General features: G+C 61.0%; 29 protein-coding genes and 2 pseudogenes. 21 read left to right on the top strand and 10 right to left on the bottom strand.

What is annotated here, in order from left to right; translation table 11 throughout:
- Nucleotides 1-344: polysaccharide biosynthesis protein (locus tag ATY75_RS15645; protein WP_190241365.1), on the top strand; the 344-nt coding region annotated here is incomplete at its 5' end.
- A gap of 72 nt (nucleotides 345-416) precedes the next feature.
- Here the strand turns inward: ATY75_RS15645 and ATY75_RS15640 are convergent.
- The 4 genes and pseudogenes from ATY75_RS15640 to ATY75_RS35545 all read right to left on the bottom strand — a co-directional run.
- Nucleotides 417-1,691, bottom strand: a complete 1,275-nt coding sequence (locus ATY75_RS15640) for an O-antigen ligase family protein (protein WP_088938259.1) — start codon at nucleotides 1,689-1,691, stop codon at nucleotides 417-419.
- Nucleotides 1,692-2,036: 345 nt separating this feature from the next.
- Nucleotides 2,037-2,288 carry a hypothetical protein gene (locus ATY75_RS15635; RefSeq protein ID WP_088938258.1) on the bottom strand — a complete coding sequence of 84 codons (252 nt, stop codon included), beginning with the start codon at nucleotides 2,286-2,288 and terminating at the stop codon, nucleotides 2,037-2,039.
- Nucleotides 2,289-2,325: 37 nt separating this feature from the next.
- Nucleotides 2,326-2,490, bottom strand: a complete 165-nt coding sequence (locus ATY75_RS35550; protein ID WP_348627406.1) for a hypothetical protein — start codon at nucleotides 2,488-2,490, stop codon at nucleotides 2,326-2,328.
- A 27-nt stretch (nucleotides 2,491-2,517) separates the two neighbouring features.
- Nucleotides 2,518-2,589: pseudogene (locus ATY75_RS35545) on the bottom strand (DUF2934 domain-containing protein); the annotation flags it as partial.
- Nucleotides 2,590-2,860: 271 nt separating this feature from the next.
- Here ATY75_RS35545 and ATY75_RS15625 point away from each other — a divergent pair.
- Both ATY75_RS15625 and uxuA read left to right on the top strand, forming a co-directional pair.
- On the top strand, nucleotides 2,861-3,580 hold the full coding sequence (locus ATY75_RS15625; protein WP_088938257.1) for a GntR family transcriptional regulator: 720 nt from the start codon (nucleotides 2,861-2,863) through the stop codon (nucleotides 3,578-3,580).
- A 41-nt stretch (nucleotides 3,581-3,621) separates the two neighbouring features.
- Complete coding sequence (gene uxuA, locus ATY75_RS15620) at nucleotides 3,622-4,809, top strand: mannonate dehydratase (RefSeq protein ID WP_064841785.1); 1,188 nt, start codon at nucleotides 3,622-3,624, stop codon at nucleotides 4,807-4,809.
- A gap of 169 nt (nucleotides 4,810-4,978) precedes the next feature.
- Here uxuA and ATY75_RS15615 read toward each other — a convergent pair whose 3' ends face one another.
- Together ATY75_RS15615 and ATY75_RS15610 are read right to left on the bottom strand one after the other, a co-directional pair.
- Nucleotides 4,979-5,848 (bottom strand): aldose 1-epimerase family protein, encoded by an 870-nt coding sequence (locus tag ATY75_RS15615; RefSeq protein WP_088938256.1) that lies wholly within the window; start codon nucleotides 5,846-5,848, stop codon nucleotides 4,979-4,981.
- Between the two features lie 97 nt (nucleotides 5,849-5,945).
- Nucleotides 5,946-6,275 carry a DUF6665 family protein gene (locus ATY75_RS15610; protein ID WP_064841787.1) on the bottom strand — a complete coding sequence of 110 codons (330 nt, stop codon included), beginning with the start codon at nucleotides 6,273-6,275 and terminating at the stop codon, nucleotides 5,946-5,948.
- A 143-nt stretch (nucleotides 6,276-6,418) separates the two neighbouring features.
- Here ATY75_RS15610 and ATY75_RS15605 point away from each other — a divergent pair, with 143 nt between their 5' ends.
- The 3 genes from ATY75_RS15605 (at nucleotide 6,419) to ATY75_RS15595 (ending at nucleotide 9,064) form a co-directional block, all read left to right on the top strand.
- Nucleotides 6,419-8,041 carry an ABC-F family ATP-binding cassette domain-containing protein gene (locus tag ATY75_RS15605; RefSeq protein WP_088938255.1) on the top strand — a complete coding sequence of 541 codons (1,623 nt, stop codon included), beginning with the start codon at nucleotides 6,419-6,421 and terminating at the stop codon, nucleotides 8,039-8,041.
- A gap of 166 nt (nucleotides 8,042-8,207) precedes the next feature.
- A complete protein-coding gene (locus ATY75_RS15600; RefSeq protein WP_064841789.1) occupies nucleotides 8,208-8,798 on the top strand; it encodes a hypothetical protein in 591 nt (196 codons plus the stop codon).
- 101 nt (nucleotides 8,799-8,899) lie between these two features.
- Nucleotides 8,900-9,064, top strand: a complete 165-nt coding sequence (locus ATY75_RS15595) for a DUF1328 domain-containing protein (RefSeq protein WP_003571841.1) — start codon at nucleotides 8,900-8,902, stop codon at nucleotides 9,062-9,064.
- Nucleotides 9,065-9,074: 10 nt separating this feature from the next.
- Here ATY75_RS15595 and ATY75_RS33950 read toward each other — a convergent pair whose 3' ends face one another.
- The gene (locus ATY75_RS33950) at nucleotides 9,075-9,341 is read right to left on the bottom strand and encodes a hypothetical protein (RefSeq protein ID WP_143535310.1); all 267 of its coding nucleotides are present in this window, start codon (nucleotides 9,339-9,341) and stop codon (nucleotides 9,075-9,077) included.
- 139 nt (nucleotides 9,342-9,480) lie between these two features.
- Here ATY75_RS33950 and ATY75_RS15590 point away from each other — a divergent pair, with 139 nt between their 5' ends.
- Both ATY75_RS15590 and ATY75_RS15585 read left to right on the top strand, forming a co-directional pair.
- Nucleotides 9,481-10,002, top strand: a complete 522-nt coding sequence (locus ATY75_RS15590; protein WP_088938254.1) for a DUF992 domain-containing protein — start codon at nucleotides 9,481-9,483, stop codon at nucleotides 10,000-10,002.
- Between the two features lie 92 nt (nucleotides 10,003-10,094).
- Nucleotides 10,095-10,455, top strand: a pseudogene (locus ATY75_RS15585) (GNAT family N-acetyltransferase).
- Nucleotides 10,456-10,494: 39 nt separating this feature from the next.
- Here ATY75_RS15585 and ATY75_RS15580 read toward each other — a convergent pair.
- Nucleotides 10,495-11,424, bottom strand: a complete 930-nt coding sequence (locus tag ATY75_RS15580) for a LysR substrate-binding domain-containing protein (protein WP_088938253.1) — start codon at nucleotides 11,422-11,424, stop codon at nucleotides 10,495-10,497.
- 72 nt (nucleotides 11,425-11,496) lie between these two features.
- Between ATY75_RS15580 and ATY75_RS15575 the strand changes: the two genes are divergently transcribed.
- Entirely contained in the window at nucleotides 11,497-12,414 is a 918-nt protein-coding gene (locus ATY75_RS15575) for a DMT family transporter (RefSeq protein WP_171899848.1), read from the top strand.
- A gap of 186 nt (nucleotides 12,415-12,600) precedes the next feature.
- On the opposite strand, the gene ATY75_RS15570 is transcribed toward ATY75_RS15575, so the two are convergent.
- Both ATY75_RS15570 and ATY75_RS15565 read right to left on the bottom strand, forming a co-directional pair.
- Nucleotides 12,601-13,149, bottom strand: coding sequence for a GXWXG domain-containing protein (locus ATY75_RS15570; RefSeq protein WP_190241364.1), 549 nt, complete (start codon nucleotides 13,147-13,149; stop codon nucleotides 12,601-12,603).
- 442 nt (nucleotides 13,150-13,591) lie between these two features.
- On the bottom strand, nucleotides 13,592-14,224 hold the full coding sequence (locus ATY75_RS15565; protein ID WP_088938271.1) for a hypothetical protein: 633 nt from the start codon (nucleotides 14,222-14,224) through the stop codon (nucleotides 13,592-13,594).
- Nucleotides 14,225-14,339: 115 nt separating this feature from the next.
- Here ATY75_RS15565 and ATY75_RS33940 point away from each other — a divergent pair, with 115 nt between their 5' ends.
- The 12 genes from ATY75_RS33940 to glpK all read left to right on the top strand — a co-directional run bounded on the left by ATY75_RS33940 (nucleotide 14,340) and on the right by glpK (nucleotide 25,731).
- Nucleotides 14,340-14,576, top strand: coding sequence for a hypothetical protein (locus tag ATY75_RS33940; RefSeq protein WP_143535308.1), 237 nt, complete (start codon nucleotides 14,340-14,342; stop codon nucleotides 14,574-14,576).
- Between the two features lie 12 nt (nucleotides 14,577-14,588).
- Entirely contained in the window at nucleotides 14,589-15,059 is a 471-nt protein-coding gene (locus tag ATY75_RS15560; RefSeq protein ID WP_064841794.1) for an Hsp20 family protein, read from the top strand.
- A gap of 52 nt (nucleotides 15,060-15,111) precedes the next feature.
- Nucleotides 15,112-15,345 (top strand): hypothetical protein, encoded by a 234-nt coding sequence (locus tag ATY75_RS15555; protein WP_064841795.1) that lies wholly within the window; start codon nucleotides 15,112-15,114, stop codon nucleotides 15,343-15,345.
- 236 nt (nucleotides 15,346-15,581) lie between these two features.
- Nucleotides 15,582-16,355, top strand: coding sequence for a DeoR/GlpR family DNA-binding transcription regulator (locus tag ATY75_RS15550; protein WP_064841796.1), 774 nt, complete (start codon nucleotides 15,582-15,584; stop codon nucleotides 16,353-16,355).
- Nucleotides 16,356-16,476: 121 nt separating this feature from the next.
- Nucleotides 16,477-17,991, top strand: a complete 1,515-nt coding sequence (gene glpD, locus ATY75_RS15545) for a glycerol-3-phosphate dehydrogenase (protein ID WP_088938252.1) — start codon at nucleotides 16,477-16,479, stop codon at nucleotides 17,989-17,991.
- A 42-nt stretch (nucleotides 17,992-18,033) separates the two neighbouring features.
- Complete coding sequence (locus ATY75_RS15540; RefSeq protein WP_088938251.1) at nucleotides 18,034-19,113, top strand: ABC transporter ATP-binding protein; 1,080 nt, start codon at nucleotides 18,034-18,036, stop codon at nucleotides 19,111-19,113.
- Nucleotides 19,114-19,122: 9 nt separating this feature from the next.
- Nucleotides 19,123-20,193, top strand: a complete 1,071-nt coding sequence (locus ATY75_RS15535) for an ABC transporter ATP-binding protein (protein WP_064841799.1) — start codon at nucleotides 19,123-19,125, stop codon at nucleotides 20,191-20,193.
- Between the two features lie 2 nt (nucleotides 20,194-20,195).
- Nucleotides 20,196-21,062, top strand: a complete 867-nt coding sequence (locus tag ATY75_RS15530) for a sugar ABC transporter permease (protein WP_049733239.1) — start codon at nucleotides 20,196-20,198, stop codon at nucleotides 21,060-21,062.
- A gap of 1 nt (nucleotide 21,063) precedes the next feature.
- Complete coding sequence (locus ATY75_RS15525) at nucleotides 21,064-21,975, top strand: carbohydrate ABC transporter permease (protein WP_064841800.1); 912 nt, start codon at nucleotides 21,064-21,066, stop codon at nucleotides 21,973-21,975.
- Nucleotides 21,975-22,271, top strand: coding sequence for a DUF2160 domain-containing protein (locus ATY75_RS15520; RefSeq protein WP_064841801.1), 297 nt, complete (start codon nucleotides 21,975-21,977; stop codon nucleotides 22,269-22,271). The genes ATY75_RS15525 and ATY75_RS15520 overlap by 1 nt, the downstream gene beginning before the upstream one ends.
- 81 nt (nucleotides 22,272-22,352) lie before the next feature.
- The gene (locus tag ATY75_RS15515) at nucleotides 22,353-24,077 is read left to right on the top strand and encodes an ABC transporter substrate-binding protein (protein WP_012560081.1); all 1,725 of its coding nucleotides are present in this window, start codon (nucleotides 22,353-22,355) and stop codon (nucleotides 24,075-24,077) included.
- Nucleotides 24,078-24,228: 151 nt separating this feature from the next.
- Entirely contained in the window at nucleotides 24,229-25,731 is a 1,503-nt protein-coding gene (glpK, locus tag ATY75_RS15510; RefSeq protein WP_088938250.1) for a glycerol kinase GlpK, read from the top strand.
- The last annotated feature ends 14 nt before the right edge of the window (nucleotides 25,732-25,745 follow it).

Here is a 25,745-nt window from a genome sequence, read left to right as displayed (position 1 = left end):
AGATGGTGGAGCTGTCCGGGCTGACCGTGCGCGACGAGAACAGTCCCGAAGGGGATATCGAGCTTTCGGTGACCGGTCTCAGGCCCGGCGAGAAGCTCTATGAAGAACTGCTGATCGGCGACAATCCGGAGACAACCGAACATCCCCGGATCATGAAGGCGCGTGAGGATTTCCTGTCCTGGCCGGAGCTTATGAAAAAGCTCAACGCGCTCAATGCGGCATTGGATCGCAACGATATGATCGCTGCCCGTGCAACATTGGCTGAGCTCGTTTCCGGCTATTCGTCAACGGGCGAGGTCTCAGATCTGGCTTTCACCGGCATCGAAACCAATACGGCCGCCTGAACAATCACAGACGTCAAAGCGTATTGTTTTTGTCTTACGCTAGAACCGCTGCACCTTTCCGGGAGACACGCATCAGTTTCGGACGACGGGCGCAAAGCCTGTGCTGCCGCGATCCACGCAAATAAGGGCGACGAGATAAGCGAAGATCGGATCCAGGGCCTTCTGATTGAACATGATGCCGAGGCTGCCCGTTATGACGTAGCTGGTGACGAGCAGGAGAGCGAGCGCAAGGGCCAGATCCCGGCCCGGCCCGGCTTCCTTTCTCCAGGCGCCGATCATAGGCGTAGCGAGCATCAGCGAAAGCGCTGCAATGCCGAAAATGCCGGCGTCGATCCCCGCAGTCAGAAAACCGTTGTGAACATGCGAATAGGTCAGCTGCGGCCTTAGATTATCGGGTAGCTCTGCCAACACCGACGCCATTCGGTTTTGCGGACCATAACCCGTCAACGGGTCCTTGCTGATCGCCGATACCGCGCCTTTGTAAAGGGCGATGCGTGCGCTGAGTGATGTAACCTCGCCGTCGCTGCGTTCGAGCGATACCATATTTTGCTGCAGCGCTTCGATGCGATGAAGGATTTGACCGCTGCCTAGGGCGATAAGTCCCGCAAACAGCAAAGAGCCGGTGATAGCGAGGCTGCGCAAACTCAGATGGAAACTGTGTTTGCGGAAATACCAGAGAAATATGACGATATGCACGGGAATGACCAGCCAGGCCGAGCGCGTTCCCGAAAGCAGGACGCAGCCCAGACCGGCCGCATATCCCAAGATGGCAATTCGTTGCTCGACACTCTTTGGCGACTGGACGTTGAGAAGCGCAATACCGCCGAAAAGGACGCCTATGATGCCCAGCAGTGCAGCGTTCGAGGTCCCGGCCTCTGCCCTCTCCATCAGGAACATGATCTGCAGCAGACTGAAAAGAAAGGTAACGATCATGCCGATACCTGCGCCGAGGATAAACAGCGGCACGAGGCGGCCATCGGGCGACAGGCGCATTCGCGGCAATAACAGCCAGACCGAAAAGAAAGGCAGCAGCCGGAATATCCAGCTCAGTTCTTCGGAGTAGGGTGGATTGACGAAGATGCTCGCGATCATCACCAGCGGGTAGATCGTCATGCCAATTGCCACCAGCCGGTCGGATTTCGACAGGCTCAAGGTCAGGCCGCCCGTCGCCAGACAGTAGAGGCCCCACACCATCGACCCGAGAAGGATGAACAAGTTGAAGTTCGGCGAAAGTCCGGGAAGGATTGCAAAGAGAAAGACCGCGATGCGGTTATTCCGATCGCGTGCGCTTCCCGCCCCATTTTCGGGATAGAGCACTGCTATCTTCAGTTGTCCGAGGTATTTCACTTGCCGATCCTGACCATGCTTATGTCGTCTCGCTAAGGATCGTGATCACGCCTGTCAAGCGGGGGATTGCGCGCAATCTATGGCTTTAACTGTCGTGGTATTCCAGCAACAGGATCTATGGATAGACGCAGCTCTATGAAATGGCGGAATGCGGGAAAAGGTCAGATTCAGCCATCGACACGTCTGAAGTGTAGCTTCCGTCGTCGAACTTATCGTTGCATAGGCTGGCTGAGCGCAACATCACGCTCGAGGATTGACAGGCTGCGAGGCGTTGACGGAGATGATGCGATAGGCCGCATGGAGACCACCGGCTTATATGGCGTCGCAGCTGTTAAAGTGACACCGCTAGCGCCAATATCGGCGTGTCGTATTTTCGGGCGACGATTGACCGAGGAGATAGCCGAAGCCGAATGCCAGAATGCCGGTGGCGAGCAACAATGCGCTTGCCGTATGCGGGTGATCCCTGACGCCGGAAGCGACCGCAAAGGCCTCGCGCTTCATTCCATCGGCGGCCAATTTCGCGGCTTTGGTCAACCCTTCCGGCGGCTCGGCCGGTGTTCCCGTGAAGCCGGCGTTCAAGCTTTGTTTGTCGGTCACGTCGAGACCTTTCCTGAAGTTAGCTCGAGGCGGAAGTTCAGCTCTGCTCGCGCGTGCCGGGGGAGGCTTCGCGCTGGTCGGCATCTTCCAAATCCGTTTTGACGAGGAATGCATCGGTATGTTCGCGCGAGGCCTCTCGCAGTGCCGCGAGATTTACAGGATTGCCGGCCTCGCTCTGCGCATCGAGTTCATGCTCGGCCAAGGTCCAGTGATGCCGGTGCTGGCCTTCCGGCCTGCCTTGCTTTTCCCATAGAGAATATGCCCTTTTTCGAATTTCCTCCTCGCGGATGGCTGCCGACAACCCGCCGCTTTGCCTATCGGTTTCGTTCGCGGCCTGGCGAGCTCTCTTCAGTCGGCCCGTAGATGGAAATTCCGCCGAGCCTTGTCCGCCTTGGTTTCGCTTGTCTTGCGTCGTGCTGGGTTTTTCATGAGCGTCTCCTCGGGGATTTCAACCAACTCGGCCGATCTAAGTTCCAAACAAAGAGCATCGTGGCACCTCGCCGGCACATGTTGGCAAGTCGAGACAGCTGGTATATTAGTATGCCAAATAGTCGCACTCTCCTGGTATCGTTATGCCGCAGGCATCAGAAACCGAAGTTTTGGTCGTCCCATCGCCAGCAATCGGCGGCAGGCTGCGGCGGGTCACCACGGCCGGCGCCATTTATGAGCGGTTGCATGCCAATATCGTCTCGCTGCGGATGCCGCCTGGCATGGCACTGCAGGAAAAACGCATCGCCGACGATTTCGGCGTCAGCCGCACGCCGGTGCGTGAGGCGCTGCTCAGGCTTTCCGAAGGCGGACTGGTCGACATTTACCCGCAGTCGGGCACCGTCGTGTCGCGCGTGCCGGTTTCTGCGATTCCCGAGGCGGTCGTCGTGCGCAAGGCGCTCGAAGGCACGACGGTCGAGACCGCTGCGCGGCTCGCCACCGCTGCCGACATCGCCCGTCTCGATGCCATTATCACCCGGCAGCGATCGCACGCCGCGACCGGCAATGCCGCGAGCTTCCATGAAGAAGACGAGAGCTTTCACGAGGCGATCGCACAAATATCGGGTTATCCCGGAATCTGGGTGATCCTGAAGACGGTCAAGGTGCAGATCGACCGGGCGCAGCGGCTGACACTGCCGGTGCTCGGGCGGATGGACAATGTGGTGCACGAACATATGATCATTCGCGATGCGCTCGCCGCCCATGATGCGGTGGCTGCACGTGATGCGATGATCCATCATCTGAGCGCCGTCATTCCCGATGTCGACGAGCTGCGCTCGCGTTACCCCGATTATTTCTGCTGACGGCAGGGACATGAACCGAAAAAACAAGGGAAGGAAGAAGCATGCGGCAAGGTTGGAGATGGTTCGGACCGGAAGCGCCGGTGACGCTGGATGAGGTCCGCCAGACGGGCGCGACGAATATCGTCTCTTCGCTGCATCAGGTGCCGATCGGCAGGGCATGGACGGAAAAGGAAGTGCGCGAGCGCCAGTCGCTGATCGAGACGACGCCTGGCGACCGGTCGGCCCTCGTCTGGTCGGTGGTCGAAAGCATCCCGATCCCCGACGCGGTCAAGCGCAAGGGCGGGGAGGCGAGGGCCGAAATCGAGGCGTGGATCGCCAGTCTCGAAGCGGTTGCCGCCTGCGGCATTCCGATCGTCTGCTACAATTTCATGCCGGTGGTCGACTGGACCCGCACCGAACTCGATTTCGTGACGCCGACCGGCGCCACCGCCATGCGCTTCGATCACGAGCGCTTCGCGGCCTTCGACCTCTTCGTTCTGGAACGGCCGGATGCCGCCCAGCAATATTCCGCGGAAGACCGCGAACGGGCCCGTCTCGTCTTCGAGGCGATGTCGGAAGAGGAGATCGCCGAGATCACGCGGATCATCACCTCGGCTTTGCCGGGTTCGACCACCGAGCCTTTGACCATCCCGGCCTTCCGGGAAAAGCTGGTCGCCTATAGCGGTATTGACGCCGCAAGGCTGCGCCGGCATCTGATCGAATTCCTGGAGGCGGTGACGCCGGCTGCCGAAGCCCGCGGAGTCAAGCTGACGCTGCATCCGGATGATCCGCCGCGTTCGTTGTTCGGCCTTCCCCGCATCGCCTCGACGGCCGATGATTATGCTGCTCTCTTCGATGCGGTGCCGTCGCCGGCGAACGGCATGTGTTACTGCACCGGCAGCCTCGGCGTGCGCGCCGAGAACGACCTGCCGGCGATCGCTCGGCGCTTCGCCTCGCGCATCCACTTCGCCCATCTGCGCGCCACGACCCGTGAGGGCGACGGCCGGACTTTCCATGAAAGCGCCCACCTCGAGGGAGACGTCGACATGGTCGCGGTGCTCAGGGAACTGGTGGCGGAAGATAAGCGTCGCAGTGGCGAAGACACCATCGTCTTCCGCTCCGACCATGGCCACCGCATGCTCGACGATCTCGACAAGACCGTCACTCCCGGCTACCCGGCCATCGGCCGCATGCGCGGCCTTGCCGAACTGCGCGGCATCCTGCATGCGCTGGGCGCACCGCCGAACTGAGGGCGTTCACGCGGTTTCGTCGATACCTTCGCTGTCATCGGCGTGATTCTTGACATTGCTGCCGTCGCCCTGCTGCTCACTCAGACGCTGCGGGCTGGCGTCGGCGTCGCCGACAGTTGCAAAAACTGCGCCGGAGAAAAGCCTCGCGCTCTGTTGGGCGCGCGGCCTTCTATTGTAAAATCTCGACGGTAAAGGCGAAGCGAGCGACCGCGCCCGGCGCCAGGACCGTCGTCGATGGCCGCTTCGAAAGCTCGCTCGAACGTCCCTCTTCCGCGGCCGTTCCATGCCAAGGCTCGATGCAGAGGAAGGGCGCGCCCGGTTTGGTCCACAGGGCAAGATTGGGCAGATTTTCGAACCGGAACTGCATGGTCGGCCCGCCTTCGGCGCCATACGTTAAGCCTTCGCCCGCCCCGCTGGGAAAGATCATCGCATCCTGCTCGAACATTGCGTGATCGAGCACCAGCCGACCGGCCTCGAATGGCGAGGGCAGCGGCGCGGGATCGATCAGGCCACCCTGCAGCCGTACGAGCGGCGGCTCGCCCTTATTGTCGAGCGCAACGACATGGGCGCGCCCGGCGGCACCCGGCAACGGCCAGGCAAAGGCCGAATGGAATCCGAGCCCGAACGGCATCGCCTGCTGATCGCGGTTGGTGACCTCTGCCGTCACCGTCAGCGCGCGGCCCTCGATCGCATGGGTCATCGCCAGCTGAAAGTCGAATGGGTAAACCGCCTGGGTGGCCGGCGAGGCGAGCAACTCGTATCGGCACATCGTCGCGGTGGATGCGGCAAGCGCGAATTCGCTGCGGCGGGCAAAACCATGCTGAGCCATCGGATAGATCGTGCCGTCGATTGCTACCTTGTCGTCCGGCGCCTTGCCGACGATCGGAAAGAGGATCGGCGACCGGCCGCTCCAGAAGGCTGCATCCCCCGTCCACAGCCACGAGCGTCCGTCGCTGGTGGTGAGCGCCTGCATCTCGGCGCCGAGCGAGGAGATGTCGACGGTAAGATGCTGGTTTTCAATCCGGATTGAGCTTGACATCACTATTCCCTTTCGCCTGGTTCGGCACCAAAGCCATACCTTTCTGCGTCGTTGGTTTCCACTCAATAGGTAATGGGAGGCCTCCCGTCACTGCGCGTTATTTCCGCATCGCGCCCAATCTCGCGATCACTTCATTCGGGATGCCGTAGCGCTGAATGGCGTCGCGGTTGTTCCGCAGCCCGCAGATCTCTCGCTGGATGAAGAAGGCCCAGACGGCGTCGGAGGCTGCATTGAGAAGGGTCTCGCGTTCTCCGGCACTCTGGCGGTCAGCGGTCCAGGCCTTGAGCGCGGCAAGTGCTGTCTCCACCTTCAGTCCGTGACGCCCGAGCGCATCGGCGCGTTCCGACATCAGCTCGTATTCGAGGACGTTGAAGCCGTTTCTGTCTTGCTCGGATTGTCTGAAGGACTGCGGCGGACGAACGCTCATTGGCACAGGTCTCCGTTGGCGCGAACCGCAATATTATCGAAATCAAACGTGCAGATCGAGAGGGTCCGAAACGGGACTATCCCCCGATTTCCCCGCATGGCATAAGCGCGCCAAAATCTCTTTCCCAGGCTCCCACGCACACCATGATTCGTATTGAGAATATCAGCAAGCAGCTCAGCCACCGCATCCTCTTCATCGAGGCATCCGCAGCGCTCAACAGAGGCGAAAAGATCGGTCTCGTCGGCCCGAACGGCGCCGGCAAGACGACGATCTTCCGGATGATCAACGGTGAGGAACAGCCCGATGAAGGACAGGTCTCCTGTGAGAAGGGCGTCACCATCGGTTACTTCAACCAGGATGTCGGCGAGATGGCGGGCCACAGCGCCGTCGCCGAGGTCATGAACGGCGCCGGCCCGGTCAGCGTCGTTGCCGAGCAATTGCGTGAGCTCGAGGCGGCCATGGCCGATCCCGAGCAGGCCGACGATATGGAGGGGATCATCGAGCGTTATGGCGAAGTGCAGGCGCGCTACGAAGAGCTGGACGGTTACGCGCTCGAAGGGCGTGCCCGCGAAGTGCTCGCCGGTCTGAGCTTCAGTCAGGAGATGATGGACGCCGATGTCGGCGCGCTGTCTGGCGGTTGGAAGATGCGCGTGGCGCTCGCCCGCATCCTGCTCATGCGCCCCGATGTCATGCTGCTCGACGAGCCGAGCAACCATCTGGATCTCGAAAGCCTGATCTGGCTGGAGGAGTTCCTGAAGGGTTATGAAGGCGCGCTGCTGATGACCTCGCACGACCGCGAGTTCATGAACCGCATCATCACCAAGATCATCGAGATCGACGGCGGCACATTGACGACCTATTCGGGCGATTACGAATTCTACGAGCAGCAGCGGGCGCAGAACGAAAAGCAGCAGCAGGCCCAGTTCGAACGCCAGCAGGCAATGCTCGCCAAGGAAATCAAGTTCATCGAGCGGTTCAAGGCGCGCGCCTCGCACGCCTCGCAGGTGCAGAGCCGCGTCAAGAAGCTGGAGAAGATCGACCGGGTGGAGCCGCCCAAGCGCCGTCAATCAGTTTCCTTCGAATTCCAGCCGGCGCCGCGATCCGGCGAGGACGTGGTCAGCCTGAAGAACGTGCACAAGAAATACGGCAGCCGAAGCATCTATGAAGGGCTGGATTTCATGGTGCGGCGCCGGGAACGCTGGTGCATCATGGGCATCAACGGCGCCGGCAAGTCGACACTGCTGAAGCTGGTGACGGGTACCGCCGAGCCTGATGAAGGCAGCGTCGTTCTCGGCGCCAGCGTCAAGATGGGCTATTTCGCCCAGCATGCCATGGATATTCTCGACGGCGAGCACACCGTCTTCCAATCGCTGGAAGACCGGTTTCCCCAGGCGGGGCAGGGGCCTTTGCGGGCGCTCGCCGGATGTTTCGGCTTCTCCGGCGACGATGTCGAGAAGCGGTGCCGCGTGCTCTCAGGCGGCGAGAAGGCGCGGCTGGTCATGGCGATGATGCTGTTCGACCCGCCGAACCTGCTGGTGCTCGACGAGCCGACGAACCATCTCGACCTCGACACCAAGGAGATGCTGATTAAGGCGCTGTCGCAATATGAGGGCACGATGCTGTTCGTCTCGCACGACCGGCATTTCCTCGCCGCACTCTCCAACCGGGTGCTGGAGCTGACGCCTGACGGCATCCATCAATATGGCGGCGGCTACACGGAATATGTGGCGCGCACCGGCCACGAGGCGCCGGGTCTCAGGAGCTGACGATTATTTTTGTGCGGCATGTCGAAACCGTCGGCGTCGAAGTGACCAGCAAAGAGCCTGCCGTCGAGGCCGGGAGGTCGCGCAGACGCTGCGCCAAACGTTGCATCGAAGGCCTTGGCGGGCCGCATCCTGCGCGTGAGGGTTCGATTCGGTGGCTGTTGCCACGATGATGACCAAATTCCGTGGTGTTCGGAGCCCTCTTCATGCAATCGGGGACGGGCGCAACAGCATGGACTGGATCAATCGCTATATCGATCAGCCGCTACTGCACGGTGCGGCGGGCTTGCTGCGGAGCTGGCATCTCCGCACGCGGCAACCGCCGGAACTGCTGGAGCCGACGTGGAATCTCGTCGTGCTCTCCTTTCTCCTGATCGCGAGTGGGCAGGTCCTGGCCGGCAAACCTTTCGCGCTCGGTGTTGCGGCCCTGATCATGCTGGCGCTGCCGTCCGCGCGAAAACTGCTTTCGGCGGTGAAGGCGCCGGGAGGCGGTTATGGCGCCCGGGAATACAAGTCGCTGAGAGCGCGTGCCATCGCCAAACGTGAGGCGGAGTGGTCGGTGCGGATCATCGTCCTATTTTCCTCCGCCTGCCTTCCCTTCATTGCCCGAATCGACGATCCGGCGGGAGCTTGTTTCATGCTGGGGGCAAGCATCTGGTTCGTCCTGACCGGGCCGCTCAAGGCCTATCTCGATGCCGCCGAACCTCCCGAGCCGAATGAAGGCGACCGGACGTTCAGCGGCGCCTTTCATTTCGGCTGAACAAGGCCGATGTGACGTCGTTTCCGCCGGCTTTGAGAGGGACAGGGAACCAAATGGCGGGCGCCTCCGTTATGTGAGCAGCAACGTAAAAGGAGATTGCGATGCTTTATTACGCTCTGGTGTTTCTCGTTGTGGCCTTGATAGCCGGCGTCCTCGGATTTGGCGGTATAGCAGGAGCTTCAGCTTCCATTGCCCAGGTTCTGTTCTTCATTTTCCTGGTGCTGTTCGTGGTGTCGCTCGTCATGCGCTTTATGCGAAGAGTATAGCGCGGACAGGTCAAGTATAAAAGCCCGGCGAACACATCGCCGGGTTTTTCTTTGTTGCCGTGTTTGACGTCTCACCGCGCACGGTTCGTCCGGTTGCGGTCGGCATTGACGACATCCGCATGCCCCTCCGCATGAATGCCGCCGGCACAGAGGTGACGTCGATCAGATCGTGCTTTTTCGGCAACCATTCCTGACAACATCTTGAAATAACCGGATGGCGCGAATTAGTGCCTTCGAAATGTCCCATTGGGGGCTGAACCGTAAACTTGTTTGTCACTTGCGCCTCCCATGCGCTTTGACATGCGATGCGAAAAAGGTGCCGGGTCGGATCGTTTTACGGTTCCGTCCGTTATCTTGCCGAATCTGGTGGCGAGTAGCCGGGTATGCTCCCGTCACGATTTGAGAAGGAGAGACTTATGAAGAAAATTCTTGCGACGGCGTTCGCCGCGGTATCTTTGACGCTGGTCGGCGCTGGGGCGGTCAACGCCGCCGACCCGGTCACCAGGACATATGAAGAGCCGGACCTGCGCAATGGCGTCAAGATCGGTTATCTCACCTGCGATATCGGCGGCGGTACGGGTTATGTGCTCGGTTCCTCCAAGGAGGCCGATTGCATCTTCCAGTCGACCGTCGGCAATGAGCTTTCGGATCGTTATACCGGCGAAGTGAGAAAACTCGGCATCGACCTTGGCTTCACCACGCGCAGCCGCCTGATCTGGGCCGTGTTCGCGCCGACGGCCGGTTATCACCGCGGATCGCTCGCCGGCCTCTATGTCGGCGCCACCGCCGAGGCGACGCTCGGCGCCGGTGTCGGCGCCAATCTCCTGGTTGGCGGCACCTCCGGCTCGATCCATCTGCAGACAGTCAGCCTGACCGGCCAGCTTGGCCTGAACGTCGCGGCCGGTAGTGCATCGATGACGCTGACAGCCGACAATTGATATGCCTTTGGCGCCCCTGCCGCGACGCGGCAGGGGCGCCACCGATTCGAAGGGCGTTTCACGCCGCAACATGCCCCGGCCGGTCACGACAGATGGATATTCGAATGGCAACGCCCGGCGAGGACGATATCCTGGTGGGGCATTATCTGAAGATCTGGGACAGCTACGGCACGTTGTCGGAACATCAGGCTCGATGCGGCGGCGTGGATCTGTCTTTCATCAGAACCGGGCGCGCGGAGCGGCGTCTGACCTCGTTCCTTGCCGTCGTCGACGGTGAAATCGCCGGTTCCGCATCCTGCCAGCTGCATCCATCGCCGTTTCCGGAGGTCATCCGGGAAGAGCAGCGGCTGCACGACCGCCGTCATCCACGCTTCGGACGCCGGTGAGCGGGTCTACCGGGCCGCTGGTTTCGAACTGGCCAAAGAAATGCGCCTGCAGTTTCCGGCAGAGTAACGAAGGGCGATGGCCGAAGCGCCGACGGGCATCTTCCGCTTACGTTTTTGCCCGGCCGGGTGCGATAAAGGCGGCGATCGTCGCCTCGTCATGGCCGGCCTCGCGCAGGAAGCGGCCGGCAAATTCGATGGCAGGACTTCTGAGCGCATCGTCCGGTCGGATCAGATGAAAGGCCACATGATAATCGAGTGTCCGATCCGAGACGGCGACGACGCGCCCGGCGGCGAGCGCCGCGTCCGATAGCGGCGGCCGGGCGAGCGCGATGCCGAGCCCTTGGGCACAGGCATCGATCACCAGATTGTAATCCTCGAAGCGGCGATCGTGGCCGCGCGGCGTATAGTCGACGCCCTCGCGGGCAAGCCAGCGGCGCCAGCCTTCGATATTGGAATCGTGCAGGATCGGCAGGTCGAGCAGCGAAAGAGCGTCGGAGCGCTCGCCGAGCCGGTCTGCGAGCGCCGGGGCGGCGATCGGAAAAGATTTCTCCTGCCAGAGCGGCAGGGCGCGTACGCCGGCCCACGGTCCCTTGCCGCAGCGGATGGCAAGATCGGTGCCTTCGCCGAAATCCGCCAGCCGGTGTTCGAGCGTCAGCTCGACATGCAGCTCGTTTCCTTCAAGCTTCGCCAGACGCTGAAACAGCCATAAGGAGGCGACGGAGGGCGTCACCGACAGGCGCACCACCGCCTTGTTGCGGCGAGGCAGCCAGCGCTCGCCGCTATTGCCGAGCAGCGCAAGCGCTTCCTCCGCCCGCGCGAAAAACCGCATGCCCTCCGGCGTCAGGCGCACGCCTCTGGCTTCGCGGGCAAACAGGCGCACCCCCATCCAGCGCTCGAGGCGCGAGACTTGCCGCGACACCGCGCCATGGGTAATGCCGCTTTCCTCGGCCGCGGCGGAAAACGATCCGAGCCGGGCGGCGCGGGCAAAGGTTTCGAGGGTATCGAGCGGTGGCAGCACCGGTGAGCTGTGAACCATAGGCACATTTGATCATCGATTGCGATGCTTTTCAAGCACGCATCGTCGGCTTAATCCTTAGGCAAAGCACAAATGGAGGCGACAATGAGCATGGCGGCAAGCGCACCGGTTTCGGCCAAGGAGCAGGGCAGGTTCGATATGGTGGCCTTTGCGGCGATCGTCGTCACTATCCTCTTCTGGGCATCCTCCTTCGTGGTGATCCGCATCTGCCTCGGGCCGCTGACGCCGATCGAGCTGGCGACAGCGCGTTATGTGGCAGCCGGCGCCATCGCACTGGTCTACCTCGTGAGCTACCGGCCGTTGCCGGAAAAACGCGATGTCGTCCGCCTCTCCGTCGCCGCGGTGCTTTTCATTGCCGCTTACGCGGTTCTCTTGAACACCGGTGAGCAGACCGTTGCGGCAGGGCCGGCGAGCTTCATCATCAACACCATGCCGGTCTTTACCGCCCTCATCGCCACCTTCGCGCTCGGCGAGCGCTTCGGCCGCTGGGGCTGGGCGGGCACAGTGGTGTCCTTCAGCGGCGTAGCGCTGATTGCGGTTGCCTCCGACGGCGGCTTCAAACTCGATCCGAATGCCATTCTCATCCTCGGCGCAGCCCTTTGCTCGGCGATCGCCAGCGTGCTGCAGAAGCCGTTGCTCGGCCGGATGCCGGCGCTTGCCGTCACCGCCTGGATCCTGCTGATCGGTTCCGTGCCGCTGCTTCCGGCTGTGCCGGCGACAATCCAGGCGCTGGCCGCCGCCCCGGCGGAAGTGAACTGGGGCGTTGCCTATCTGGTCATCTTCCCGACGGCGATCGGCTACCTCACCTGGGCGATCGCGCTGAAGCGGCTGACGGCAGCCCGCGCTTCCAACTTTCTCTATGGCGTCCCGCCGGTCGCCACGCTGATCGGTTTCCTGTGGCTGGGTGAGACGCCGACGGCACTTGGCGCAGTCGGCGGCGTCATGGCGATCCTCGGTGTGCTCGTCGTCAATGTGATGCGGAAGCGATAGAGGCAAATTCGCCTGAAAAGGTGATCAGGTCTGCCCACCAGATCTTCCCGCCCGGGAAGCCGACACAAGCGCAGACACCAGGCGCTGCGTCACGCCTCGGAAGGTCAGGGTTCGCCTTCCGCCACAGCCGGCCGCGCACGACGATGTAACGGCCGCCTGGTGTCTCGAGGAAGGGGTGCTTCTTCTTCAAGAAGATCCATTCCGCGTTGGCACGTCGACCCTTTGTAGCCGGAAAAAGTATCGTCGCTCATCGCCCTCGACGACCATCATCCCGGCGAGTTCATCGTCTTTAATCCAGCGGAAATAGTCGACGATCGGCCGGCGATCATAGACCATGGCGGCTGTTTCTCCGCCATCGATCATCCGAAGTTTGAAGGACGCCGTCGTTCCGCGTGCGCGGAAAACCTTCTGCATGTAGGAGAGCCAGTTGCGAGCGACGAACGTTCGGCCAAATGGGGCAAACAGGATCGTCATTCTGATCGGGATCAGGGCAGGGTCTAACGGAACAAGGCGACCGGGCTTCCACTGGAAGAGCAGCGCGTCTGCACTGAGATCGGCATGAAAGCGCTTGCCAAACCATTGAAGGTTTTCCAGCACGCCATCAAGCGGATGCCCAGACGGGATTCCGACACCACGCCAAAGGCCGATCATTTCGGCGGGCAACACAGGATCGAGAGCGTCGAACCAGGCGCGGCAACATGACTGGCTATCGATCGTCGAGCCCTGCGCCATCATTTCGAACTCCACGGGTGAGCGAGCCGGACAGGTGGGGGTGCTCGTCTGCCATTTCGTTGGCCCCAGCGAGAAACCGGAAAAATCGCTGGGTTCACCATCCCTGTCGCGTCCGGTTGACACGGCTCACTCTCGACAAGGGGAATGTCGATCCGTCGGAATAGTTCCGGGCGAAGGAGCGGGGAGAGAGCGGCGCCTTGAAAGGAAGACCTTGTCCACTTATATACTGCTGGTCGGCATTGCTGAGGAGCGCAGAATTTCTGCCGCTCGCGCTGTCGCACCCGCTTCTTACTTTTGACCACGGATGTACTGGCACCAGGAGATAGCGGGATGAGGAAGGTCGGTGCGGTTTCGCCCCGGCCTTTTTTCGTTTGGGACAGGGCATCGGCCTCGCCACCGCGCTCCAGGGCAGTTCGAGCCACTGCGTCGCCCTGTGATACCAGACCTAGCGGAGCAGCCCGTCCCGTCCAAACTCCTCCCAACCCCGCAGGTCAGCCTCCACGTCTTCGGTGACGTCTCGCGACGCCGCAGTCGCCTTGCCGTCCTTCTTTAGTGAACGCGTCAGCTTCGCCCTGTAGGCCGCCCTCCGCCTGTTCTCCGCGGCAGCCGTGGCGTCCTCTTCACGCCACTCTTCGGCAGCGCCCCGGTCGAGCAGTTCCTCAACCATCCGCGCTTCGAAGACGTGGAAGGTGATCTGCCTGGCGCGGCCGCGAAGTTTGACCGTCCGCGTCCCGGCGCTGGGTAAACGACCGTCCTCCAGCCAGCGACGCCTCTCGGTCGTTGAGATCGCGAGGATGTCCTCGATTTCGCGCGGGATCACCGGCAGGTTTTCGATGCCATTGAGCGACTTCGCGATGACTGCCGAGGCACGACGGAACTCGCTCTCCGAGCTTCCAGGCATCGACAACGTTAATACCCTCCCGCTGATGTCGAGCGATTTTCGGACAGACGACGGGAGGCGCGCACGGATTTCCAAGAGGATTCCCTTGGCGCGCACTGAAGACCCCAGGGTGGCCGCGGGCCGTAGCGCCCACCTTTCCACGAGGGCAGAAGCGTCATTCTTCTTGTCTTTGGCCATCCGCACATAGATGGGGTCGGGGCGAAGCCCCGTCAACGGCCACGGCATTGCCGGCTCCGCGCCATGCGCAGTTGGGCGACTGCCTCGCTCCAGCGCCACTCTAACCGCGATTTTCGTGTCTGCCAAAACGTTCATCGGTGGTGAAACTACTGACGTTGCTGTGAAGATCGTTGCTCCGTTTTCAGCCTTTAAGAGGTGCTTGTTGGGTCCAACACACCAACTCGAAAAATTTTTTGAAGGCGATCTTGAAACCAAAAATATTGAAAACCAAATCGAAGCCGTCGGCAGCCCAGAAGGGGGCCGAAAGCCGGGGACGCAGGTTTCCGCCGCGTTCCTTCCATCTCGCTTCTAGGAGGTTTTGGTCATGAGAACCGAGTTTGACTTTGCACCGCTCTATCGGTCCAGCATTGGCTTCGATCGTGTTTTTTCGCTGCTCAACAATCCGCAGCGCCTACAGGCCGTCGAGGCCTGGCCGCCCTACGACATTCTGAAGGTCGGTGACAACGAGTACCGCATTGTCATGGCGGTCGCCGGCTTCGAGGATGGCGATCTCGACATTACGCAGGAACGCAACGTGCTTGTCGTCAAGGGCGGTAAAGCCGATGACGCCAAAGCGGAATACTTGCACCGCGGTATCGCCACGCGGGGCTTCGAGCGCCGCTTCGAGCTTGCGGATCATGTGAGCGTGGAAAACGCTTCGCTGAAGAACGGTCTGCTGCACATCGCGCTCAAGCGCGAGATTCCGGAGGCGATGAAGCCACGCAAGATCGCCATTGGCGATGGCGCGCCGACACAGGTGCCGCTGCAGATCGAAGGTGAGAAGCAGGTCGCGTAAGCGTCGATCGTAGAGGCGCAGGCGACGCTTGCAGCGTCGCCTGCGGAAAACGATGAAAGCATTCGATTCCGATAAGCCAGATTACTTCGGCGCTGCCGACCTGCGTATCTGCCAAAGCGTCTTCGACATCGTCGCTTCAGAAGCGGGAGTGGAGCCGACGTCCGAGGAGGGCGAGCGCATCGCCGCCATTCTCGTGCAGCTCTATCGTCAAGGAGTGAAAGAGCCGGACCGGCTGCGGGTCGTAGTCGAGTCCGCCCGCGGCATTCGTATTTCAAAAGCTGCGTAAGGGGTGGACGCCGCACGACAGCGGCGTCCTTCGCCTCGCCTCTTCATATCCTCGCGATCCCGAAGGCGTTTTGCACCCTGACAGGGTTGAATTTTGCTGGCGGTCGAGAAGTCGGAGCCTCGCACGACCAGAATTTCCGGTGGTCAGTGAAAACGAACGAAGCGATACCAGTTACAGATAGCCATTGCGCAAGCGTTCGCTTTCTTTAAAACGAAAGCAGATCGAAAGGCCCGCCGATGTTCTTGACCGACCGACAGACTGAAATCGTGGCGATTGCGAAATCGAGCGGCAGGGTTCTGGTCGAAGAGCTCGCCTCCCGCTTTTCGGTGACGCCGCAGACGATCCGCAAGGATCTGAACGATCTCTGCGATGCGCAGGTGCTGACGCGCATCCATGGCGGCGCCACATTCCCGAGCGGCACCGAGAACGTCAAATACGAGGCGCGCCGCCAGATCGCCGCTTCCGAGAAACAGGCGATCGGCATGGCCGCGGTCGAGCTGATCCCCAGCGGAGCCTCGCTCTTCATTAACATCGGCACGACGACCGAGGCGGTTGGCGAGGCGCTCGCCAACCATCACGAGTTGATGGTGATCACTAACAATATCAACGTTGCCAATAGGTTACGCTTGCTGCCGGCAATCGAGGTGGTGATCGCCGGTGGCGTCGTGCGCGGCTCTGACGGCGGGATCGTCGGCGAAGCGGCCGTCGATTTCATCCGTCAGTTCAAGGTCGATTACGCGGTGATCGGCGCGTCGGCGATCGACATGGACGGCGCGCTTCTCGACTATGATTTTCGCGAGGTCAAGGTCGCCCAGGCGATCATCGCCAATGCCCGGCATGTCATTCTCGTTGCCGATTCCACCAAGTTCGAACGCACCGCGCCGGTCCGGATCGGCCAGCTTTCCCAGGTTCATACCTTCATCACCGACCACTGTCCGGTGCCGTCGATCCGCAATCTCTGCCTCGAAAACAATGTGAAGCTGATCGAAACGAACGGAAGATCGGGTTAGGCCCGCCAGTCCGCGCAAACATTCGTTTGACATTCGTATCTCTTTCGTTTTAACTGCCTTCACTTTCGCAATCGCGCAAGTTTTGTGCGATGCGAAATCCGCAGTGGGCTCGGAGGGGATATTGGGCCGGGAGATTTACGACATATTCGTCATTGGCGGCGGCATCAACGGCTGCGGCATTGCGCGCGATGCCGTCGGGCGCGGCTATTCCGTGGCGCTGGCGGAGATGAACGACTTCGCTTCGGGCACCTCGTCGGGCGCCACCAAGCTCATTCATGGCGGCCTGCGCTATCTCGAGCATTACGAGTTCCGCCTGGTGCGCGAATCGCTGATGGAGCGCGAGATCCTCTGGGCGATGGCGCCGCATATCATCTGGCCGATGCGCTTCGTGCTGCCTTATCACAAGGGCGGCATCCGTCCGGCTTGGCTGATCCGGCTCGGCCTCTTCCTTTACGACCATCTCGGCGGCCGCAAGCTGCTGCCGGCGACCTCAGTGCTCGACATGCGCCGCGATCCGGCCGGCAAGCCGCTGAAGGCGCTATTCTCAAAGGCTTTCGAATATTCCGACGGCTGGGTCGACGATGCCCGCATGGTGGTGCTGAACGCCCGCGACGCCGCCGACAAGGGGGCGACCATCATGCCGCGCACCAAAGTGGTGTCGGCAAGGCGCGAAAATGGTCTGTGGCACATCGAGACCACCGATACGGTCACCGGCCGCAATGACAGCCATCAGGCCCGCATGCTGGTCAATGCGGCCGGTCCCTGGGTCGATCATGTCATCCGCTCCGCCTTCGGCCAGAACGAGGCTCGCCATGTCCGCCTCGTCCAGGGCAGCCATATTATCGTGAAGAAGAAGTTCGACGATCCGCGTGCCTATTTCTTTCAGAATCCCGATAATCGCATCATCTTCGCCATTCCCTATGAGGGCGACTTCACCCTGATCGGCACCACCGACCGGGATTACACCGCCGATCCCAAGGATGTCAGGATCTCCGAGGAGGAGACCGTCTATCTGTGCAATGCGGCGTCGGAATATTTCAAGGAGCCGGTCGGGCCGGAGGATATCGTCTGGACCTATTCGGCGGTCCGGCCGCTTTATGATGACGGCGCTTCGAAGGCGCAGGAGGCGACGCGCGACTACGTGCTGAAGCTGGAGGGCGAAGGCAATGCCGCGCCGCTGCTCAACGTCTTCGGCGGCAAGCTCACCACCTATCGCCGGCTTTCCGAACATGCGCTGGAGAAGATCGGAGCCGCGATCGGCATCAAGGGCGCCCCGTGGACGGCCAAAAGCCATCTGCCCGGCGGCGACTTCCCGGTCCGGGGTTACGAGGGGCAGGTCGCCGATCTGAAGCGGCTCTATCCGTTCCTCGCCGATCGGCATGCCCGCCGGCTGGTGCGCCGCTACGGCACCAGGGCCAAGGCGCTGCTCGGCCAAGCCCGCGGCATCGAAGACCTCGGACGGCTGTTCGGCGGCGATCTCTACGAAGCCGAGGTCGCCTATCTCGTCGAACATGAATGGGCCCGGCACGCCGAAGACGTGCTGTGGAGGAGAACAAAGGATGGTCTGCGCCTTTCGAAGGAGCAGGCCCAGTCACTGGAGGAGTACATGGCTGCCATGCCGGCGATGGCCGGATAAGGCGGCGTGTGGTCCCCGCTGCGTGGAGGCACGGGAACGGGAATGCTGGAACTGCGGAAAGCCGCAAAGATGGTGGGAGGAGACTATCACATCCACCCGACCGATCTTGTTTTTGAAAGAGGAACGCTAAACGTTCTGCTTGGGCCGACATTGTCGGGCAAAACCTCGTTGATGCGTCTGATGGCCGGCCTTGATCGGCCGACAACCGGTACGATCCATTTTGATGGCGCTGACGTGACAGGTATGCCTGTCCAGAAGCGCAACATTGCCATGGTCTACCAGCAGTTCATCAATTATCCGGCATTGACGGTCTACGAGAATATCGCCTCGCCGCTGCGGATTGCCGGCAAGGACGCCAAGGTCATCGATCTGGAGGTGCGCAAGGCTGCCGAACTTTTGAAACTCGGGCCTTATCTCGATCGCACGCCGCTCAACCTCTCCGGCGGCCAGCAGCAGCGCACGGCGCTCGCCCGCGCACTCGTGAAGAATGCAAGCCTTGTTTTGATGGACGAGCCGCTTGCCAACCTCGACTACAAGCTGCGTGAGGAACTGCGACAGGAATTGCCGCGCGTCTTCGCGCAATCCGGCGCGATCTTCGTCTATGCGACGACCGAACCCTCCGAAGCCCTGCTGCTGGGCGGCAATACGGCGGCGCTCAGCGAGGGCCGGATCACCCAGTTCGGCCCGACGGTCGAGGTCTACCGCAATCCGCTCGATCTGACGACGGCGAAAACCTTTGCCGATCCGCCGCTGAATTTTGTCGATCTGGTCAAATCGGACGGCAATTTCCTGCGCGACGGTGCGCTGATTTTTGCCGTGCCGCCGCATCTTCAGAACGTGCCGGACGGGCCGGCAACGATCGCGTTTCACCCGCATCATCTTGCACCGACCGCCCAGACAGCCGGTTCGGCGCGGATGACGGCAAGAACACAGATTTCGGAGATCACCGGGTCGGAAAGTTTTGTTCATCTGCAATTTGCCGACACGCGCTGGGTGATGCTTGCGCACGGCATCCACAACATCGAGCCGGACACGGATATCTCCGTTTTCATCGACACGCGCCACCTGATGGCGTTCGGCGCGGACGGCCGGGCGATCACCACCGCCAGGCAAGTGGGCTAGGAGAAGATCATGGCACGTATCACCCTCGATCATATTCGCCATGCCTATGGGCCGAACCCGAAGAGCGAAAAGGACTACGCTCTCAAGGAAGTGCATCACGAATGGAACGATGGCGGCGCCTATGCGCTGCTCGGCCCTTCGGGCTGCGGCAAGACCTCGCTGCTCAATATCATTTCCGGCCTTATTCAGCCGTCCGAAGGGCGGATTCTCTTCGACGGTCACGACGTGACGAACCTGCCGACGCAGCAGCGAAATATTGCGCAGGTCTTCCAGTTCCCGGTCATCTACGACACGATGACGGTCTACGACAACCTCGCCTTTCCCCTGCGCAACCGCGGCGTGGCCGAGGCGGATGTCGACCGGCGCGTCCGCGAAATCCTCGAGATGATCGATCTTGCCGGCTGGGCCAAGCGGCGCGCGCGCGGCTTGACGGCGGACCAAAAGCAGAAGATCTCGCTTGGCCGCGGCCTCGTACGCTCGGATGTGAACGCGATCCTCTTTGACGAGCCTCTCACCGTTATCGACCCGCATATGAAATGGGTGCTGCGATCGCAGCTGAAGCGGCTGCATAAGCAGTTCGGTTTTACCATGGTCTATGTCACGCACGACCAGACGGAGGCGCTGACCTTCGCCGACAAAGTCGTGGTGATGTATGACGGCGAGATCGTGCAGATCGGTACGCCGGCCGAACTTTTCGAGCGTCCGAGCCATACCTTCGTCGGCTATTTCATCGGTTCGCCGGGCATGAACTTCATGCCGGCCAAGGTAGAGGGCAGCACGGTTCGGGTCGGCGAGCATGCGCTGACGCTCAACTATGCGCCAAAGACGTCGACAGCGGCCAAGGTAGAACTTGGAATCCGGCCCGAATTTATCCGGGTCGGCCGCGAGGGCATGCCTGTGACGGTCAGCAAGGTGGAAGATATCGGCCGGCAGAAGATCGTCCGCGCGCAGTTTGCCGGCCAGCCGATCGCGATCGTCGTTCCTGAGGACGAGGAAATTCCGGCTGATCCCCGGGTGACCTTCGATCCATCGGGTATCAGTATTTATGCCGACTCTTGGCGCGCCGGACCGGAGGCTTGATCATGGAAAAAACCTGGAACAACAAAGCCTGGTTTCTGGTCCTGCCGGTCCTCGTGCTGGTGGCTTTCTCGGCTGTCATTCCCTTGATGACGGTTGTGAACTATTCCGTTCAGGACACTTTCGGAAACAACCAGTTCTTCTGGAACGGAACGGACTGGTTTACCGAAATCCTGCATTCCGACCGATTCTGGGCCGCCCTGCAGCGAAACCTGATTTTTTCGTTGATCATTCTCGCGCTTGAGATTCCGCTCGGCATCTTCATTGCGCTCAACATGCCGAAATCAGGTATCGGCGTGCCGGTATGCCTGGTTCTGATGGCGCTTCCGCTGTTGGTCCCGTGGAACGTGGTCGGCACGATCTGGCAGGTGTTCGGCCGCAACGACATCGGTTTGTTCGGCTATTACGTCAATGCCATCGGCATCGATTACAACTATGTGCAGGATCCGCTCGACGCCTGGGTGACGATCATCATCATGGATGTCTGGCACTGGACGAGCCTCGTCGTCTTGCTCTGCTATGCCGGCCTCGTTTCCATTCCCGATGCTTTCTATCAGGCCGCCAAGATCGACGGTGCGTCGCGTTGGGCAGTGTTCCGCTATATCCAGCTGCCGAAGATGAAGCGCGTTCTTCTGATCGCCGTGCTGCTGCGTTTCATGGATAGTTTCATGATCTACACCGAGCCGTTTGTCGTCACGGGTGGCGGTCCGGGCAACTCGACCACTTTCCTGTCGATCGATCTGGTCAAGACCGCCCTCGGACAGTTTGACCTCGGTCCGGCCGCTGCCATGTCGCTGATCTATTTCCTGATCATCCTGCTGCTTTCGTGGGTGTTCTACACCGTCATGACAAGCCACGACGCGGAGAATTGAAATGAGCGCCTCCAACGAAACGACAACGAGCCGAAACATCCCGGGCGTTACCAGTGTCGCGAGCGGTCTCTCCTCCGATGAAGTCAGCCGTCTGATGCGCCGGCGCGGCGAGGAATCGCGCTGGTGGTGGCTGGTTCCGACGATCTATATCATCGTGCTGCTGCTGCCGATCTATTGGCTCGTCAACATGAGCTTCAAGACCAATGCGGAAATCGTCAATTCTCTCACGCTTTATCCTCATAACCCGACGATCGCCAATTACGTGACGATCTTCACGGAGAAGGCGTGGTATTCCGGCTATATCAATTCGATCACTTATGTCGTCATGAACATGGTGATCTCGGTGGCGGTCGCGCTGCCGGCGGCCTATGCCTTCTCGCGCTACCGGTTCCTCGGCGACAAGCATCTGTTCTTCTGGCTGCTGACGAACCGGATGGCGCCGCCTGCCGTCTTTGCCCTGCCGTTCTTCCAGCTCTATTCGGCCTTTGGACTGATCGATACGCACATCGCCGTGGCCTTGGCGCATTGCCTCTTCAACGTACCGCTGGCGGTCTGGATCCTTGAAGGCTTCATGTCCGGCGTGCCGAAGGAAATCGACGAGACGGCCTATATCGATGGCTATTCGTTCCCGCGGTTCTTCCTGAAGATCTTCACGCCGCTGATTGCGAGCGGCATCGGCGTCGCCTGCTTCTTCTGCTTCATGTTCTCTTGGGTCGAATTGCTGATTGCACGCACGCTGACGACGACCGACGCGAAGCCGATCGCCGCCACCATGACCCGCACCGTCTCTGCATCCGGCATGGATTGGGGCCTGCTCGCCGCCGCGGGTGTTCTGACCTTGATCCCAGGGGCGCTGGTGATCTGGTTTGTGCGCAATTACATCGCCAAGGGCTTCGCCCTGGGGAGGGTTTGATGAGCTTTTCGTTTCCCGATTTTTCGTGGATGGCTTGGACTTGGCCGACGGCCGCTTTCTTCATCGTCATCGTATTGCTGCTGATCGGCATGGGGGTGTGGGAGTATGCCGTGCCGGGCGGCAATCCGCGGATCGGAATCCTGCGCTTCGAGACGACGCGCGGTGACCGGCTTTTCCTTTCGCTGCTTGGCAGCGCCTTTATCCATCTTGCCTGGCTTGGTCTCGCGGGATCAAGCCTCTGGTGGGCTCTCGCTCTCTCCGTGGTCTACGCCATCGGCGTATTCCGTTACGTGTGAGGCAAACTGATGCAGACGGCCGGGGATTTTTCTGGTCGCCTGAGACGTGAAGACTGCAATCGCAAACCCTGGGAGGATATTATGCGAAGGCATTTATTGACAACGACAGCAGCGGTACTGCTGGCCATGACCGGGTCGGCCTATGCCGGCATGGACGAGGCAAAGACTTTTCTGGATAAAGAGGTCGGCGACATGTCGACGCTCTCTCGCGCCGACCAGGAAAAGGAAATGCAGTGGTTCGTCGATGCTGCGAAGCCCTTCGCCGGCATGGAGATCAAGGTCGTTTCGGAAACCTTGACCACTCACCAGTATGAGTCCCAGGTTCTGGCTCCGGCCTTTACTGCGATCACCGGGATCAAGGTCACGCACGACGTCATTCAAGAGGGTGACGTTGTCGAGAAGATCCAGACTCAGATGCAGACCGGTCAGAATCTTTATGACGGCTGGGTCAACGACTCCGACTTGATCGGTACGCATTGGCGCTATCAGCAGGTGCGCAACCTGACCGACTGGATGGCCGGCGAAGGCAAGGACGTTACCAACCCCGGCCTCGATATCGACGACTTCATCGGCACCAAGTTCACGACCGCGCCTGACAAGAAGCTCTACCAGCTTCCCGACCAGCAGTTCGCCAACCTCTATTGGTTCCGCTACGACTGGTTCAACGACGAGAAGAACAAGGCCGACTTCAAGGCGAAGTACGGCTACGACCTCGGCGTTCCGGTCAACTGGTCGGCCTATGAGGACATTGCCGAATTCTTTACCGGCCGTGACGAGAACGGCAAGAAGGTCTTCGGCCACATGGACTACGGCAAGAAGGACCCGTCGCTCGGCTGGCGCTTCACCGACGCCTGGCTTTCGATGGCCGGCAACGGCGACAAGGGCCTGCCGAACGGCCTTCCGGTCGACGAATGGGGTATCAAGGTCGACGAAAAGTCGCGTCCCGTCGGCTCATGCGTCGCGCGCGGCGGTGATACCAACGGCCCGGCGTCCGTCTACTCGATCCAGAAGTATCTCGATTGGTTGAAGGCCTACGCACCGCCGGAAGCTCAGGGCATGACCTTCTCGGAATCCGGTCCGGTTCCGGCACAGGGTAACGTCGCGCAGCAGATCTTCTGGTACACGGCCTTTACCGCAGACATGGTCAAGCCTGGCCTGCCTGTCATGAACGAAGACGGTACGCCGAAATGGCGCATGGCACCGAGCCCGCATGGCGTTTACTGGAAAGACGGCATGAAGCTCGGCTATCAGGACGTCGGCTCCTGGACGCTGATGAAATCGACCCCGACGGACCGTGCGAAGGCTGCCTGGCTCTATGCACAGTTCGTGACCTCGAAGACGATTGACGTGAAGAAGAGCCAACTCGGTCTCACCTTCATTCGCGAATCCACCATTCGCGATAAGAGCTTTACGGAGCGTGCTCCGAAGCTCGGCGGTCTGATCGAGTTCTATCGTTCGCCTGCGCGTGTTCAGTGGTCGCCAACCGGCACCAACGTTCCCGACTATCCGAAGCTGGCTCAGCTTTGGTGGCAGGCAATCGGCGATGCGTCTTCCGGTGCGAAGACACCGCAGGAAGCCATGGATTCTCTTTGCGGCGAGCAGGAGAAAGTCATGGGCCGTATCGAGAAATCCGGCGTCCAGGGCGATATCGGCCCGAAGCTCGCCGAAGAGCATGATCTCGCTTATTGGAACGCGGATGCGGTGAAGAAGGGCAACCTTGCGCCGCAGCTGAAGATCGAGAACGAGAAGGAAAAGCCGGTCACCGTCAACTACGACGAACTCGTCAAGAGCTGGCAGTCGAAGTAAGGCGGACCTCGGCCGGAGGCAACGAGGCTTCCGGCCATTCACTTCCTGCCACCGGCAGCAAGCCGGTGGCACCCACAATCTTTCTCTCATGAAATCTCCGCATCCGCCCTCCTTGCCGGGCGGAGCGGTTTCGTGCGAGCCGGAGACGGATATGAGCGGCTATATTCTTTCAATTGACCAGGGCACAACGTCGTCGCGCGCGATCATCTTCGATGGCGACTTGAAGATGGCCGGCTCGGCGCAGGCGGAAATCACCCAATATTATCCGCAGCCCGGATGGGTCGAGCACGACGCGGCCGAAATCTGGCAGTCCGTCGTAGAGACGGTGCGCAAGGCGATCGCCGATGCCGGTCGCGATGCCGCCGACATCACCGCGATCGGCATTACCAACCAGCGCGAGACGGCGGTCGTCTGGGACCGCAACTCCGGCAAACCGCTTCACCGCGCGATCGTCTGGCAGGACAGGCGGACGGCCGAAATGTGCGATAGCCTGAAGGCCGATGGATACGAGAAGCTGTTTTCCGCTAAGACCGGCCTGCTGCTCGACCCCTATTTTTCCGGAACCAAGCTGCGCTGGCTGCTCGACAATGTCGACGGCCTGCGGGAGAGGGCGGAGATGGGCGACGTCTGCTTCGGCACGATCGACAGCTGGCTGATCTTCAATCTGACGGGCGGCCGTGTGCACGCCACCGATGCGACCAATGCGTCGCGAACACTGCTTTATAATATCGATGACGGTGTTTGGGACGAGGAGCTTCTCGGCATTCTCGGCATTCCGGCCGTGATGCTTCCAGAGGTCCGGGAATGCGCCGATGATTTCGGCCACGTCGACAAGGCGCTGTTTGGTGCGGAGCTTCCGATTCTCGGCGTTGCCGGCGACCAGCAGGCGGCGGCCGTGGGCAATGCCTGCTTCGAGCCCGGCATGATGAAATCCACTTACGGCACCGGCTGTTTTGCCCTGCTGAACACTGGCAGGGACCGCGTTTCCTCCTCCAATCGCATGCTGACGACGATCGCCTACCGGCTTGACGGCGAGACGACCTATGCGCTCGAAGGCTCGATCTTCATCGCCGGCGCCGCCGTGCAATGGCTGCGCGACGGCCTCGGCATTATCGATCAGGCATCGGAGGCGGGCGTGCTTGCGGCCAAAGCCGATCCCGGGCAGCAGGTCTATATCGTCCCCGCCTTCACCGGCCTCGGCGCACCCTACTGGGATCCGGCCGCACGCGGCGCGATCTTCGGCTTGACGCGAAACAGCGGACCGGCGGAATTTGCCCGCGCCGTGCTCGAATCCGTGGCCTATCAGACGCTCGACCTGCTGGTGGCGATGAAGAAGGACTGGGGCGTCAACCAGCTGGAAACCGTGCTGCGCGTCGATGGCGGCATGGCGGCTTCTGATTGGACGATGCAGTGCCTGGCCGACATGACGGGGGCCGCGGTCGACCGCTCCGCGATCCGTGAGACGACGGCGCTCGGGGCTGCCTGGCTTGCCGGCTCGAAAGCCGGCATCTGGCCCGGCAGGCGGGACTTTGCGCAGGCCTGGGCCTGCGACCGCCGTTTCAACCCCTCGATGGAGGAGAGCGAGCGGCAGGCCAAGATCATCGGCTGGAAGAATGCCGTCTCGCGGATGATTTCGGACGCCTCGGCGGGATAGGACGGCTTTCGAGA

The organism is Rhizobium sp. N122, assembly GCF_002211295.1.
Lineage (GTDB): Bacteria > Pseudomonadota > Alphaproteobacteria > Rhizobiales > Rhizobiaceae > Rhizobium.
The sequence above is the reverse complement of the archived record's forward strand: the minus strand, read 5'-3'. Positions and strand labels throughout refer to the sequence as shown.